The sequence below is a fragment of the Emticicia sp. MM genome, assembly GCF_001649495.1.
Window position 1 is genome coordinate 45,964 of the sequence record NZ_LXHX01000044.1, and the last position, 15,454, is coordinate 61,417.

General features: G+C 34.4%; 15 protein-coding genes. 3 read left to right on the top strand and 12 right to left on the bottom strand.

The annotated features are described in order from the left end of the window. The first annotated feature begins 214 nt into the window (after nucleotides 1–214). Entirely contained in the window at nucleotides 215–523 is a 309-nt protein-coding gene (locus A6M55_RS06310) for an autorepressor SdpR family transcription factor (RefSeq protein WP_015030504.1), read from the top strand. Between the two features lie 32 nt (nucleotides 524–555). Beyond that, on the top strand, nucleotides 556–1,173 hold the full coding sequence (locus A6M55_RS06315) for a hypothetical protein (protein ID WP_064196922.1): 618 nt from the start codon (nucleotides 556–558) through the stop codon (nucleotides 1,171–1,173). A gap of 3 nt (nucleotides 1,174–1,176) precedes the next feature. On the opposite strand, the gene A6M55_RS06320 is transcribed toward A6M55_RS06315, so the two are convergent. The 9 genes from A6M55_RS06320 to A6M55_RS06360 all read right to left on the bottom strand — a co-directional run bounded on the left by A6M55_RS06320 (nucleotide 1,177) and on the right by A6M55_RS06360 (nucleotide 8,955). Next, entirely contained in the window at nucleotides 1,177–1,665 is a 489-nt protein-coding gene (locus A6M55_RS06320; RefSeq protein WP_082892945.1) for a cytochrome c, read from the bottom strand. An 8-nt stretch (nucleotides 1,666–1,673) separates the two neighbouring features. Beyond that, nucleotides 1,674–2,294, bottom strand: coding sequence for an SCO family protein (locus tag A6M55_RS06325; protein ID WP_064196923.1), 621 nt, complete (start codon nucleotides 2,292–2,294; stop codon nucleotides 1,674–1,676). Nucleotides 2,295–2,354: 60 nt separating this feature from the next. Beyond that, nucleotides 2,355–2,744, bottom strand: coding sequence for a hypothetical protein (locus A6M55_RS06330; protein WP_015030508.1), 390 nt, complete (start codon nucleotides 2,742–2,744; stop codon nucleotides 2,355–2,357). A 90-nt stretch (nucleotides 2,745–2,834) separates the two neighbouring features. Beyond that, nucleotides 2,835–4,493 (bottom strand): DNA repair protein RecN, encoded by a 1,659-nt coding sequence (recN, locus tag A6M55_RS06335; RefSeq protein ID WP_064196924.1) that lies wholly within the window; start codon nucleotides 4,491–4,493, stop codon nucleotides 2,835–2,837. A 190-nt stretch (nucleotides 4,494–4,683) separates the two neighbouring features. Then, nucleotides 4,684–5,268 (bottom strand): LPS export ABC transporter periplasmic protein LptC, encoded by a 585-nt coding sequence (lptC, locus tag A6M55_RS06340; RefSeq protein ID WP_229235482.1) that lies wholly within the window; start codon nucleotides 5,266–5,268, stop codon nucleotides 4,684–4,686. Between the two features lie 92 nt (nucleotides 5,269–5,360). Then, on the bottom strand, nucleotides 5,361–6,656 hold the full coding sequence (locus A6M55_RS06345; protein WP_015030511.1) for a hypothetical protein: 1,296 nt from the start codon (nucleotides 6,654–6,656) through the stop codon (nucleotides 5,361–5,363). After that, complete coding sequence (locus A6M55_RS06350) at nucleotides 6,640–7,422, bottom strand: type III pantothenate kinase (protein WP_064196960.1); 783 nt, start codon at nucleotides 7,420–7,422, stop codon at nucleotides 6,640–6,642. The genes A6M55_RS06345 and A6M55_RS06350 overlap by 17 nt, the downstream gene beginning before the upstream one ends. Nucleotides 7,423–7,452: 30 nt before the next feature. Continuing rightward, on the bottom strand, nucleotides 7,453–8,238 hold the full coding sequence (locus A6M55_RS06355) for a ThiF family adenylyltransferase (protein ID WP_015030513.1): 786 nt from the start codon (nucleotides 8,236–8,238) through the stop codon (nucleotides 7,453–7,455). Nucleotides 8,239–8,280: 42 nt separating this feature from the next. Then, complete coding sequence (locus A6M55_RS06360; RefSeq protein WP_064196926.1) at nucleotides 8,281–8,955, bottom strand: TatD family hydrolase; 675 nt, start codon at nucleotides 8,953–8,955, stop codon at nucleotides 8,281–8,283. 125 nt (nucleotides 8,956–9,080) lie between these two features. Here A6M55_RS06360 and A6M55_RS06365 point away from each other — a divergent pair, with 125 nt between their 5' ends. Then, nucleotides 9,081–9,545: a GNAT family N-acetyltransferase gene (locus tag A6M55_RS06365; protein WP_064196927.1), complete on the top strand. Its 465-nt coding sequence runs from the start codon at nucleotides 9,081–9,083 to the stop codon at nucleotides 9,543–9,545. A gap of 9 nt (nucleotides 9,546–9,554) precedes the next feature. On the opposite strand, the gene A6M55_RS06370 is transcribed toward A6M55_RS06365, so the two are convergent. The 3 genes from A6M55_RS06370 to A6M55_RS06380 form a co-directional block, all read right to left on the bottom strand. After that, nucleotides 9,555–11,177, bottom strand: coding sequence for a CotH kinase family protein (locus tag A6M55_RS06370; RefSeq protein ID WP_064196928.1), 1,623 nt, complete (start codon nucleotides 11,175–11,177; stop codon nucleotides 9,555–9,557). A 28-nt stretch (nucleotides 11,178–11,205) separates the two neighbouring features. Further along, nucleotides 11,206–12,552 carry a DNA/RNA non-specific endonuclease gene (locus A6M55_RS17545; RefSeq protein ID WP_064196929.1) on the bottom strand — a complete coding sequence of 449 codons (1,347 nt, stop codon included), beginning with the start codon at nucleotides 12,550–12,552 and terminating at the stop codon, nucleotides 11,206–11,208. A gap of 147 nt (nucleotides 12,553–12,699) precedes the next feature. Beyond that, entirely contained in the window at nucleotides 12,700–15,258 is a 2,559-nt protein-coding gene (locus tag A6M55_RS06380) for a zinc-dependent metalloprotease (RefSeq protein ID WP_064196930.1), read from the bottom strand. Between the last annotated feature and the right edge of the window lie 196 nt (nucleotides 15,259–15,454).

Consider the following 15,454-nt stretch of genomic DNA (forward strand, 5'->3'; position numbering starts at 1 on the left):
CAAAAGCGGAGCTTTAATAATAAATTAGTTAATTTTCACAAATATAATAATTTATATACCATTCTATGAAAATTGATTGTAAAATTGTGTTTTTCTAAGAAATAGCTTTTTGTTACGATATTTTGTTTAGAGGTTTGTCTAAATATTTAAGAGAATGTTTGTATTTATAAATTAGAAAATTCATATTTGTGAAATTAACCTTAGGTCATTAATTATGAATAATTTGTTTAGAGCATTGAATGATGCAACTCGCCGTGAAATTTTAGAATTGTTGAAGGATGGTGATATGACAGCTGGAGAGATTGCCGATAAATTTGATATGAGTAAACCAAGTATCTCTCACCATTTAGATTTACTTCGTCAAGCTGATTTAGTTGCATCGGTGAAGAAAGGTCAGTTTATTTTTTATTCATTGAATATGACAGTTATTGACGATATCATGGTTTGGTTCATGCAATTTAAGCCTTCAGCTCAAGCTGAAAAGCCAAGAATTCGTCTGCACGTTGGTAAAGAAGCCCAATAAATGTAGTTTTTGTATTTTTCAATTCTACACCGATGAAAAAGCAAATATTTTTTGAATTGCTCATCATTTCAATTTTGATGGTGCCATTTGCATATATTTATATGTATTGGCACCCAAAGTTTTCTTTGGAGCATCAGTCAAAACTCTTCTTTTATATTATTGCGGTCTGTTTCTTCTATTTTATTCCGCTATTAATGCAATTCTTAGATAGTAGAAAACCCAATGCAGATTTATTGGTAAGAAGTGCTAAAAGAATCAGACTAATTTGGACTGGTTATGTATCGGCTTTGGGGTTAATTTTATTCTATTATTTACTCAATGAATATGAATACGATAAACCCCGTTTACTTGGCGTTGCTCTTTCATTGTTTTTGTTTGCAAGTGGAAATTTTAGGCAGAATATTCACCCAACGAGTATTTTTGCGGGAAATGGTATTTTCTCAAAATTCGCTATTTTAAGACCTTCTGATGAACAGCAAAATCGTAAAAATCAACGATTTACCGCTAAATTATTTTTTTGGGTTGGAATGGTGGGAACCCTCTTCTTTTTATACTTTAAAGATACTTTTCTTACTTCTTGGGGGCTTTTTTTCATTGGAATTGTAACTTTTTATGGAATTACGATTCGAATGATTCGAAGTGTAGTATAGTTATTATTTTAGCGTATTTTCAACTTCTTTTACGTCAGTTATTTTTTTCTCTCCTTGCCATTCAGCATAAATATATGTCGTGATTTCGGCAATATCAAGATTAGTCAATGAATGATTCGCTGGCATTGGTTGATTATACTTTTTACCCTTCACAACAATTTCGCCTGAAAGTCCATTTTTAATAATACTTATCACTTGAGATTTATCTTTTAAATATTCACTACCAACGATAGGAGGGTATAGCTCTTTGAAACCTGTACCATCTTTTTGGTGGCAGTTTGCACAGTTTTGTTCGTATAATTCTTTCCCGCCAATGTAATATTGTTCAAACTTAATTTTTTCTTCCGATTGACATGCCGAAAAAGTTATACTTGCTATGATAGCAACGAATATTTTTGAAAAGTATGTACTTAGACTTCTCAAGAGCAATAGCACTGATTTGAAAAAATCTTCATATTTGTCGAAACTTCTATCTCTAATGGCGTATTTCATACGAAAATTTATTTTTCTTCATTTAGTAAAACATCCATGTCTTTTAACAGTTTTGTCACATCAGTTTCTTTAGTGCCATCGTAAACGCCACGTACACGACGTCTAGTGTCAACCAAAATAAATGCTCCACTATGAATGATTCCACCCGCAGCAGTGGAATCTTCCCCTGCAGTGACATAATAAGATTTTTCCCCGATTTCGTAAATTTTTGATTTTTCTCCAGTGACGAAATTCCACATATTTCCACTAATACCTAATCTTTTTGCATATTCACGTAATACCTGCACTGAATCATGACGTGGGTCAATGCTGTGTGAAAGAATGCCCACTTTGGGATTAGTTTTATATTTTTCATAAACCCTAAGCATTTGTTTTTTCATAACTGGACAAATGGTAGGGCAAGTAGTAAAGAAAAAATCGGTGACGTAAATTTTGTCTTCGTAGTTCTTGTTTGTGATGACGGCACTATCTTGATTTACGAATGAAAAATCTGGAATGGTATGATAAACAGAATCACCATTGATGAATTCACGTTCGCCTAAAATTGGAAGTTTACGAGAAGAATTATCACAAGAAAAAAGCGTGATAATACTAAAGATAAAAATTGTGCTTAAAAATAAGTTTTTCATGATATGATTAAAACTTGTAGAGTAGTTGAAACCCTACAAGTTTTTGGATTTAATCTAAAATTATTTCAAAAATTCTTCAGCTTGTTTTTTAGCATCGTTTGTTGATTGCTTGATTTTTTCGCCTTCAATTTTCAAATCAGTTAAAGCCTTTACTTTTTCTTCTCCATCTTTCATTTCGGCAGCTTCTCCTAATTTAGGCATCCATACTTCCATATCATTATAAGCTTTATCCAGTGCCGATGAAATATCCAAGGCTTTCGCTTTAAGGTTTGTATCTGCTTCTGCTTTTTTCATAACATTGGCTTTCAAATCTTCTAAATTCATGCTAATTGGCATGATTTCATCGTGTAATTTGAATGTTTCTTCCTTTAATTTAGCGGCCTCTTCGGCTGCTTTGTTTGAACATGCCAGTGAAAATATAACGAGTAAAGCAATTAATATGTTTTTCATGTGTATTGATGTATTTAGTGCAGGAATTTTGTTTAATTTCCTACTTAGTGAGTATTTGTTAATTTAAAATATGATAGAGTGATAATCAGATTACGGATTAATTCCTAACATTTCTATCGCACTGTGAATGGCACTTTCTGATGGGTGTTCGCCGCCAATCATTTTGGCAATTTCAATAATACGTTCATCTTGACTCAATTGTTTCATGCGGCTAACCGTTTTGCTTGAAGAATTATCTTTATAAACATAGAAATGAGATGAACCTCTACCAGCAATTTGGTGTAAGTGCGTAATAGCAATTACTTGAATACTTTGTGCCATTTCTCGCATCATTTTTCCAACTTTTATAGCCACTTCGCCAGAAATACCTGTGTCAATTTCATCAAAGATAATGGTTGGGAGTGAACGCTTATCACCCAAAACGTATTTGATTGCTAACATTAAACGTGAAAACTCGCCACCCGAAGCTACATCTTTTAATTGGCGAGGAGTAATTCCTTTGTTGGCACTAAATAAAAAGTTTATTTGGTCAATTCCCTCATTATTTAGTTTGATGGTTTGATGCTGAATTTTGAGAGTTGAATTAGGCATACCTAATTCAATCAATAAACCAACTACACGTTTTTCAATTTCAACGAGCACTTTTTGACGAGCTTTTGAAAGATTTTCAGCAGCTTTAATGGCTACTTCGTAGGCTTTTTCTACACGTTCTTTGGCAGCGGCAAGATTTTCACTGAGATTCAGTACTTTGCTTACTTTTTCTTCTAAAATCGCTTGAATCTCTAATAATTCACCATTAGATTTTACTGCATGTTTTTGTTGAAGTTTGTAGAGGAGATTTAGTCTATCTTGAATTCCTGAAATTTTCTCACTATCTAATTCAATCCCTTCTTCCTCTGATTCAATATCTCTTGAAACATCCTTTAATTCAACCAAACAACTCTGGATTCTATCTTTATATTGCTGATAGTCAGGAGAATAGCTTGAAATTGGGTTAAGTGTGCTTACCGTAGCTTGAAGGTTAGATAGTATTGATTGTTCAGAATTATTCAAATATTCGAAAGCAGTTTTCAAGCGAAGTTTTACTTCTTCTGCATGCTCTAAAATATTGAGTTCTTGCTCTAATTGCTCTTGCTCGTTGGGGTCGAGTTTAGCTTTTAGTAACTCTTCTAATTGAAAATTATTGAAATCAAATTCTTTTTTATTTTGGTCAGCTTCTACCTGCAATTGTTGGTAAGCATCTTGCAGTTTTTTGTAGGTTCGGTACTTTTCTTGATACTCAACCAATTTATCATGGCATTGGGCATATGTATCTACAATTTGTAATTGATATTCATTCGAACCTAGCAAGATTGAATCATGCTGAGAATGGATATCCATCAATTGAGATGAAATCTTTCGAAGTGTTTCGAGCGTTACTGGGGTGTCGTTGATAAAAGCCCTTGATTTACCACTTGGAGCGATTTCACGACGAACGATGCAAGAACTTTCAAAATCAAGTTCTTCTTCCTCGAAAATGTTTTTTACATAGAAGCCTTCCATATCAAAAGTGCCTTCAATGATACATTTTTCTGAGTCGTTATATAGTGTTTTTGTATCAGCTCTATTGCCCAATAATAAACCAATAGCACCAAGCATAATTGATTTACCGGCACCAGTTTCGCCTGTAATTATATTAAAGTGAGCATCTGGATTGAATTCAAGATGTTCAATAAGAGCATAGTTTTTAATCAATAAATGTGAAAGCATGAAAATCTGGCTTTATATGCATGATTAGGCTTTAACGCACTTTCTGTTATGAAAAATAAAAACCTATTTTTAAGTGTGACAAATTTAGATTGATTTTTATGAATCGAAGTATAAATAAGAATGATTTTTTTATAAAATCTTTCTCCTTAAAATCTTAACAAAACGAAGTGCATTTTTGTTGCACGCTTGTCTAATAACTAGTTGTATCTACGGCAGTATCAGTTTGGGCTGCTAATGAATCTACTGAGAATGTTCCTTTGGTTTTTCGCATGGTATAATGCGTGAAATCTTGGTCAGCTTCCATCCCAATGCCGTGAAGTTCTTCTTTAGGAGTTTTAATTGTAAATTTCTTATCCGTATATACTTTCTTTTGCACCGGCGACCATATCAGCAAATCAGTTGAAAGGCTCTGTTGTTGAACTCTATTAAAGAAAAATACATTACCCATTACTTTGTAAATGCCCGATTGTCTTTCAAATCGGCCAGAATCTCCTCTGAGTGAAGAATATTCTACTCCTGTACGGTCGTAAAATGTTACATAAACTGCTTTTGGATAAACTTCATCTTCATTTTGGAATTTGAGTTGGCGTGCAGTGGTTAATTTTACTTTAGTATATCCAGAATCGCTGAATGCAACTACTAAATTGTCAGTTGACATCAACGGACCATTGTATTGTACTCTGATACTTTTTTTCTTTTTTTCTTCACAAGAAATAACCATGAAGGTAAATAATAAAAGTATTAGGCTTACAATAAAATGTTGTATGTTTTTCAAACGACCATTCATCCTTCAACTAAATTTATTTTAAAATCAAACGTGGCACGCTTGAAAAACAGGCGTGCCACGTTTAGAATACCTATTAGCAATTAATCTATTTTAGGTTTCAAGAACCAACGAGTATCCATTAAAGAGAAGCCTAATGATATTTTAATGTAATTTTCTTTAACCAAACCAGCACCACTTACCCCTCTATTGCCTACCGCTAAAGCTAAGTCGATATAGCTTACACTTCTGTACGCCAATGGGGTTGAGAGACCAAGCGAGAAACTATTATCAGTAATCTGTGTTCCATTAACCAAATAAGGCGTTTTGATTTGTTGGAAACCAGCACGATAGAAAACTTGATTGAAATATTTGGTAGAAGTATATTTTGGTAAGTATTCTACACCAAAAGCAATTCTTTCACTTTTTGTTAGGTTTTTATCGGTTCTTCCATCAAATGTTAAATACTTTGTCCAATCTTGACGGCTATATTCAGCAGAAAATACCCATTTATAAGGGCTTTCAAGACTGATTCCTAGTGCATATCTTGAAGGAAGTGTCATTCCTCCAGTTGAAATGCCAAGAGTATCAACTTTTTTTATGAGTGCTGGGCCATTACCCGAATCATAAAGTGTAGAGAATGTTCGAATTCGATCACCATTTAATTTACTTTGTAGCTCATAAGTTCCTCCAACATTAAGATTCCATTTGTCTGTCAATTTCTGTTGGAAAGCAAAACCTGTTTTTAGGGCAAATCCACCAACCGACATACGGTCTGAATATCTCAAAAATACATCATCAGCAGCTACTAAGAGTTTTGTAGTTGTATCTCTACGGAAACTACCAAAATAAAAGCCAGTTTCTACGCCTAAGTATAGTTTTTTACCTACTAAAAATCCGTTAGACCAAGCAGCTTTTGAAAGACCACCTAAGCCTTTGTAAGTTTGGCTAACAGTTTGGTCACTTCCAGTAATGGTTTGCGTAATTCTAGCCTCGTGTTCAACCCCAGAATATGGCTGAAGACTAATCGCAGTAGTCCACTTTGTTTTTACAGGAAAAGCCAAGGTAATGTGGCTAAGATTCATACCAAAATCTGTCTGTGAAAGAGTACCATTCGATAAAGTTTTATACTGACCTCTCAAGCCAGTATTAAACGCTACGTAGCGGTTTTTAGCCAATAAGGCTGGATTTATTGTATTAATGATAATACCATTACTAAAACTAAGACCTGTTCCACCCATTGCTTCATTAGCAATTGCACTGCCCGAATAAATATCGCCAATACCTAGGGCCGAATACGGTGAATTACCATAAAGGCGAGACTCTTTTTGTGCGAATGTTTGGTTGATGCCTAATAAACTGATAATCAGGTAAGCAGTTAGGTTAATTTTTTTCAACATTGTATTGTAAAATTCTGTTCAAACCTATTAAGGTCAAATTTGAGATATGCTCAATCGAAAATTGGGGTTCTGAGTTTTTGTTTTTTATGTCAATTCCAAAATCAAGTGCAAAGGTCGGCTTTTTTATTTGACTTTCAAAGAAACTTGCATCACCACCACATAATATCACTTTTCTAATCCCTTTTTCTGAGTACTTTTCAATCATTCCGTTCACCTCAGCAATGATTCCATTGATGACACCACTTTCGATACAAGCTTTGGTGTTTTTACCAACTAATTCAGGAATTTCTCTTGCTTCAACGAAGGGTAGTCTTTTTGTAAACGTATGAAGTGCCTCAAATCGTATTCGCATCCCCGGAGAAATTATGCCACCTTCAAATGCTTCTAATGCCGACACGTAATCATATTTGATGGCCGTACCCATATCAATTATTAGCACATCTTGTTTTGGAAAAAGAAAATTAGCTCCAACGGCTGCTGCTAATCTATCTGAACCCAATGTTTGAGGTGTATCATAATGTTTAGCAATGGGTATTGGCGTTTCAGTAGTCAAATAAAGTTTATTCACTGAAACTTTATCAAAGATAAGTTCTAATTCTTGCTGAGATTTAGTAACAGATGAAATGAGTACATTTTTAACATTATTTAATAAAATAAATGCTTCAATCTCCTCTAAAGTCAACCCTCTTTTTATTTCGATTAGATTATTATCTTTAAAAAATCCTGCCTTAGCGGTTGTATTACCGATGTCAACGACTGCATTCATTTTATTTTGGTTTGCATCGAATAAATTCAATTATTCCTTTGTTTTACTCCTTAAAGCTGTTTTTCTACGAATATTTGAAGGACGTTTGGTCATTTCCACTGGGTATCCTAATAAATCTCTTATTACAACCGAGGCACAAACACCACCAAAAGCCGCTGGTAAATAAGAAATCGTTCCATAGGCAGAGCGTTTGAAATTAGAGCCATCTGTTAAAATTAGCGATTCTTTCATCACGGGTTCAATCGAAAAAACAGCTTTGATTCCTTTTTCGATACCCATTTTTTTGCCGCGTTTTCTAACATAATGAGCAAATAAACATTCATAAGTGTCAAACAAATCGGTGACTCTTAACTTTGTAGGGTCTAATTTCCCTCCGGCACCCATCGAACTTACAATTCTTTGTCCACTTGCATAAGCGGTAGAAAGTAGGGTAAGTTTCGGTGTAACACTATCAATACAATCCATGACATAAGAATATTTTGTTTCAAGGATTTCTTTACATTTATCAGGCGTTAGAAATTCTTTTACAACATGTAATTTTAATTCAGGATTGATAGCCAACAAGCGTTCGGCCATAATTTCTGCTTTTGATTCGCCATGATTGGTTGCCAAAGCAGGTAACTGACGATTGCGGTTAGTTGGGTCAACAACATCACCATCAACGATAGTCATCTCACCCACACCTGAGCGACAAATAAATTCTGCGGCAAATGAACCCACTCCTCCTAATCCTACAACTAATACATGGGCATTTTGAAGTTGGTCTATTCCTTCTTTACCAACTAATAATTCTGAACGTGATAGCCAAGCGGGCATTTAATTTTAAGTTTTGGTTATTTTTCAAACAGTGGTGCGTTATTATTGGCATATTTCCGAATAATTTGCAAAAATAGCATCTTCGAGCTTATCTAATGGCATTTTTAGAATAAAAGATGCCTTTTCATAGATTTCTTGAATAGAAACATCTTTATCATCAGTTTCTAAAAATAATTTTTCAATAGGAATATTGGGCAATAAGTGAGCAGCATTCGAATTATCATTTAGAATAGCTGAACCCAAAGAAAGGTAAAATCCTCTTTCAAGAACTGCTTGAGCGATATGGAAATTATTGTTGAAACCATGAATAATCATAGGTACTTTGGGCCTAACAATTTTTTTAATTGAAACAAGCTCATTGAAACATTTTACACAATGAATAATAAGTGGCTTTTTTACATCTTCTGCAACTCTAATCTGTTTGATAAATATTTCTTCCTGTAAGGGTAAAGTACAACCTTTTAATCTATCCAATCCACACTCTCCAATTAGCTTAATGTCTTTATAGTTAGCTAATTGTCGAAGTTTTTCAATTTGCGATTTATGATTGCTTTCATTGATATACCAAGGGTGAATTCCAGTGGATAACCAAGTATTAGGGGTTTCGTCACTCGGAAAAACCTCTAACTCTTCTTCAGAGGCAGGAATGATAAGGTTATAAATAATTTGCTCGTTGGCTTGTTTATCAGTTTGATGCGTATGTATATTTATGAGCATAAAGCTAATTTTATTTGAGTTTAGAATTTGTCATTGAATAGAGAATTTATCATTCGAAAGACAAAACCGTAGCTACAAATATAATTTATGGTTTTTAAGAATCTTCATAATAAACAGATTTTAGCATGAATATAAAGTGTATTCCTTTTTATGAATTGAGTTTGGATGAATTGTATGAGATAATGGTACTTCGCCAAGAAATATTTATTGTTGAACAAAACTGCCCGTTTGTTGATGCTGATGGGAAAGACCAATTAGCATGGCATTTAATGATTAGAGATGAAAACAATAAATTAGCAGCTTACACCCGTCTTTTTGATAAAAATGTTTATTATGAAGGATATACTTCTATTGGCAGAGTTGTTACGTCGGCCCATGCACGTGGTTCTGGAATTGGCAAGTTTCTCATGAAAAATTCGATTGAAAAGACTATTGAACTATTTGGTAATGAACCAATTAAGATAGGAGCTCAAAGCTATTTAATAAAATTTTATCAATCTTTAGGCTTTGAGCTCACTGGAAACGATTACATTGAAGATGGAATTCCTCATACCTATATGATAAGGCCGGTAGAGAAGCGTCATCAATAAATTAAAGATTTATTGATGCACCAATTTCTTGCTTATTCGTTTATTATTTGATTCGATTATTAAAATCTTTTCTCCGCTTACTATATCATTTTCAGGCAATTCAATATGAAATTCATTATCACCGATTTTTAAGAATTCGTTGCCTTCAAAAATGATATTCCCAAGCATGTCTATTAGTTTGATAGATGCTTTTTCGGCGTATTGTGATTGAATATTAATATTTATCCGTTCTAAAAATGGATTAGGAAATGCTCTAATATTCATTTCAGTTAATGCAGGTTCACTGTCGGTAATAGCAAAATCAGTTTTGATATTATTATCAAGCCATTGGAGCCTTTGTGTCAAGAAATTTCGTAGTTCTATAACCTCTTGTTCCCAACTTCCAGCGTATGGAGAAGGTTGAGGCCAAACATATGTACCTAAAATAGGCCATTTCTGGAAGTTTCTTTTGATGGGTTCCTGTAATGCAGAAGCCAAAGAATCAATTTGTTGTTTTAGGTAAGAATCACGTAAAGCACCGTATTTTCGATGAAAACCATATTCTTGTCCGAGTTCTTTGACAAAGGCAGAATCACCTAACATTCTTTCCCACCAAAATGGTACTTGCCAAAAATCGGTTGGACATACGTAGTTGAATCTATATGAAAAACCGTAGGGAGAATCTCCTTCGCAGTAATTAGCATTTCCGTAGGTAATATCGTAGTCCCACGGTGGACCAGCTTTTATTTTACCTCCTTTGCTATCTTTATCCTTGTAGAAAAAAGTACTTATTCGGTAGCCATCTACGTTTTTGGAAATTTCGTTCAATAAAAATAATTGAATAAATGAGCGTGTATCAATGTATTTTCTATATCCATCGGTTTTATCTCGATAGTTATCTGCTTGTAAGGCCGTTTCTGCTTTATCAACGTAGTTTCTTAAATAAGCTCTTTGTTCAGCAGTAATAGTTTTGGGGTATTCGTATAAAAAAGTAGTAAAATTATTCGGTGCATTATAGTTAGGGAATTTAGATCGCCAACTTCCGAGTGTAGAACCAGTAGTTTTATCAGCTTTGAAAATATAACCGCCAGTAATGTCATCGCCAGAAATATCTGTTTCTTTTAATTTTGCAATATCTACACGCCCTTCCGAACGCTTTATTTTCTCCATGAATACATAAACGCCCATATAGACATTATTTATCACTACTTCTACATACTCTGTTCGTGAAGCATATAAACCCATTGCACGAGCAACCCGCATGGTGAGTACATTGTGCATGAAGCTTTTTTCGTTATAGGAAGCGAATAGAATCCAATCAGATTCTTTAGGCATTCCTAACAATGGAAATTCGATAGATTCTGATTTATCATTCCAAAGCTCTATTCCTAATCCTTTTTTGGGAAATGTCTGTGATGAGGAACCCCGATATTCAATTCCTGCAAATCCATCATAATGAGGTTTGTCATTGACACTATTCGTTTTACCAAAACCATTGAAATAAATTTTGAAATCAGTTTTTATTTTTGGTTCATCTGTTATCTGAAATCCATTGGTATTTATAACAATAATTGGTAAGGTTGAAGTTGTAAGAAATTGTGCTTTACTATTAAAAATTGCTAATGTAAAGCATAATAATAATAGTTTTTTCATAAGTTTAATGGGTATTTTTTGTGCTGGATTAATACCTAAGTGTTTCTACTCTAAGTGTAGGGCCTATATCTTTTCTTGATTCTAAAGATTTTTGAATAGCACTAGGCACATTAGAGAGAAAGTCGAAACCCGTAATAGATTCTAAATCGTCAATACTCAATCTATATTCTCCCCATTTTGTGCCACCAACACTTTCTTTATTTGGAATATTTACTGCAATTACACGTGTTTGGGTATCTACTCTGGTGACGTCATTACTGCCCACTGGTAATATTAAAATTACTTTCCAAAAAGATTCGGGTACGACGACTTTGCCATTTTCAAGTGTGCTGGTTTTGCCTCCATTGCTACCAGTTCCACCTTTGCCATACACACCTGCAACGATGTAAAGTTCATTTCCTGCTGAAGCAATTTTTCGGCAATAGTCTTCTAAATCAGCCCATAAGCCTCTATTACTGCTTGGAGCTTGTGGAGCAATGTTGGTCATTAAAAAAGTTTCGTCATTATCTTCATAGCTGCCATCGCGGTCATCAGATGGACAAAGATGGCCTCTGTCGAAACCTGAATTTGTATAATCTCCGGTTTGTACTCGGTACCAACTACTTGGAAGCTCATTATCGGCTCTAAAATTATTTGTTCGTTCGGTGTTTCCTTTCCAAGCGGTGCTTAAGTGCCAGCTTACCCAATTGGCGGTGCCTTTACTTCGATTATATGATAAAGTATAACCCTTTTTTATCATCAAATAATTATTGTCATCTTTAGAATCAGCATTGCTCGGATTTCCCATCGCTAAATTATCATCGCGAGTAGGTGTGGTAGAATTTGTTTGCTTTTCTCCATTAGAGGTAATAACTAAATCATCAATATTCAAGCGATTGGCACCACCAGAAATTTTACGAATTTCAATTCTAATTTTACCTGATTCATTGATGTTAAAAGCGGTTGTAGAAAGTTTATTCCCTGTAGTTTTTTGGGTACTTCCCAATTTATTCCAAGAACTGCCACTATTTTTTGATAAGTATAATTCCCATTCAGAATCACCATCTCCATTATAAGCACCGTATGAAATATTAATATCTTTTACACCATAAATATCATAGTTCATTCGTACAAATCCAGTTTCTCTGATTCTAATGGCTTTCGATTCTTTTTTTGTGTCATTGGCAGTAGTACCAATCAAAGCATCTTCAAAATACCATACGCCTCCTGATAATTCAACATTTCCTGCTGTATAACTACTTTTTGAAGCATTTTCTAATCCTTCGGGGAAACCATTGATATAGCTTGTTCCTTTTGGAGTAATGGTTGAGATACAGGAGCTAACAAAAATTGATAGAACTAATAAATAAGAAGAAAATTTAATTTTATGAGACATGTAGTTGAGAATTGTATTTAAGATTGTAAATGTACTAAATTTTATAAGCGAATAGAAAACGAAAAATAGCTCTTAATTAGTGAGTAAATAACAAAAACAGCGAGACCACTGGTCCCGCTGTTTATTTTTCATAAAAACTGTGTTTGTTTATTTATTTGGATTCAATGCATTTTCAATTCTTTGTAAAACATCTTGTAAATGATACTTACTCATCTTATCAGTAGTAAGTGGTAAAGCTAATTTAATGTCGCTTTTTAACATTTCCAAATGTGCTCTTGCAATTGAAGGCAAATCAGTTTTCTTGAGGTCAACCATTCTACTTTCAAAACCATAGGACGCACCTTGTGGAATATATGAAGTAGTTGTCATGCCAGGGTTAAGTAATGAAGCAACCTTCTCAACAAATACTTTTTGTAAGTTACGACGATAAATGTCGATAGCTTTTTTAGATTTCAGTTCTGACCAGATGCTTGAGCGTAAATCAGTCATTAATTCATCTAAATTGTAATTAGCTGAGCTTGATGAGCCAGTTTCCATTAATCTTACAGCACGATCACCTGCCAATAAATTATTTAAAGTAGCTTCCTGAATTGATTTGATTGCCTCAACGCCTGTTTCAGGATTAATTTTATTTAAAATATTTCTGTCTAATAACCATGTTGGCGTTTCAAACACTTGTCTGTTTAAGAAAGAAACGGCATCTTTTTGAGTAGCTCTTGGAACAACCTCATATACCGAGCCTTCCATATCATAAGTTTTAGGCGTATCATAAATACCACCCACGTTTTTAGTTACGTGGCCGATATAGCGACGATACTGTCCGACAACGTTTGCATACAGTTCAGCCAATTCTTTATAAGTTTCACCATTTTCTTTGCTCCATTCTGGAAGATTCGGTAAAATTCTTTGTAAGTTTTTGATACCATAATCAGAAGCCTTCATGGCGTTATCACTTAAATCTTCTGTTTGATAACGAGGGTCAAATGGACTAATTTCTGTGCCAAAACGCTTACGTGGGTCTTTGATAGCTTCTTTCGTAAGTTGGTTTAGAATAGATTTTTCTTCCGTAGCACTTTTGGCATCGGCAAAGAATTTATAAGCCCATTGAATAGCCCAAATATCATAGTCACCAATTCTTGGGAAGAAATCAGTTACACCATCTTCTGGTTGTGCTACGTAGTTAAAACGAGCATAGTCCATGATAGAAGAAGTATGACCATTTTTGGCTACCCAATCTTTATCACGTAGTTTTTCAACTGGAGTGGCAGAACTTGCACCCATATTGTGGCGTAAACCAATAGTATGGCCTACTTCGTGTGAAGATACAAATCGAATTAATTGACCCATCAATTCATCGTCAAATGTTTTCTTTCTTGAACGTGGGTCTGAAGCAGCCGTTTGAATTAAATACCAGTTACGCAATAAACGCATAACATTATGATACCAACCGATATGGCTTTCTAAAATTTCACCACTTCTTGGGTCATGTACGTTTGGCCCATAAGCATTTTGAATATCAGCAGCAAAATATCTAATTACCGAAAAACGAGCATCTTCTAAACTCAAGCTATCTTTTTCGCTCAAATATTCACCACGAATAGCATTTTTCCAACCAGCTTTCTCAAAAGCTACTTGCCAATCATCTACACCAGCTTTTAAGTATTTTTGCCATTTTTTAGGCGTTGCTGGGTCAATGTAATAGATAATTGGTTTTTTAGGTTCAATTAATTCTCCACGTTTTTGGCGTTCAGCATCTTCTTGATTTTTTGGTTCAAGTCTCCATCTTACAGCAAAAACTTCTTTGTCTGATTGTTGAGATTCTTCACCAAAAGTAGAATATTGATTCGCAAAATATCCTACACGCGGGTCGAAATAACGCTTACGCATAGGTGTTTTTGGCAGAATTATCATCGAAGTATTAAACTCCATCGTAACTACACCGGCATCACGCGATGCTGGTAAATAATTACCAATTTGTGGAATTGGAGCCAACGAAACACTTGGTGGAACTACGCTGAAAGTCTTGGTAGTACGAATTTCAGTATTGATTGGATACGAACGAATATGTTGGATAAACGAGCGGTCTGGTTGAATTGCTGCAATTTTTAGTAATTGCTTATTAACTGGGTCAAGAGAAAAGACTTGGTTATCACCCTTGAAAAAGTCAGTTACTTCAATTACCGATGAAGTATCTTTTCTCAATGCCTTAATATCAAATACACCAATAATTGGGTCTGCACTTGAATTAAGAACTGATTTGAAAATCGGTTTTGTGCTATCAGGGCTGGCAATAATTAATGAGATTGAACGCAAGAAAAGTTTGTTTTCTGGTCCTTTTTCCCATCTAACAACTTGACGATTAACTTCTTCGCCACCAAAAATGCCACCACCTGCTGCTGTTTTTGAGTAACGAGTAACGGTCATGATGTCGCGACCCATGAGGGTATCTGCAATTTCGAAGAAATATTTATCATCAACTTTATGTACCGTCATTAAGCCTTTGCTAGTCTTGGCTTTGTCGGTAATTACTTCTTTGTAAGACTTTGGCCCTGCTTTGGGCATTTCGGCAGGTTTCGCTGGTGCTGCAGGAGCCGGGGTTGAAGGTTTGGTCTCTTCTGATTTTTTTTCGTCTTTTTTCTGAGCATTAGCTCCTAAAGCAATACTCAAAGCTAAAGAACTTAAAAAAGTAAACTTTAATAATTTCATAGATTTGTTTTTGTAGTTGAAGAATATTATGCGTAAAACTAAGGAAAAATGAATCAATCAAGTATAAACTTATGATGAACGGATAAGAGAAAAAGACAAATTGTCATTTTTTATCGAAGTTTACACCATTTTATTAACCAAAACCCGGCAATTTTGTTAGAATTAGATTTGAAAATATTTTTATTTTTTTTCATGC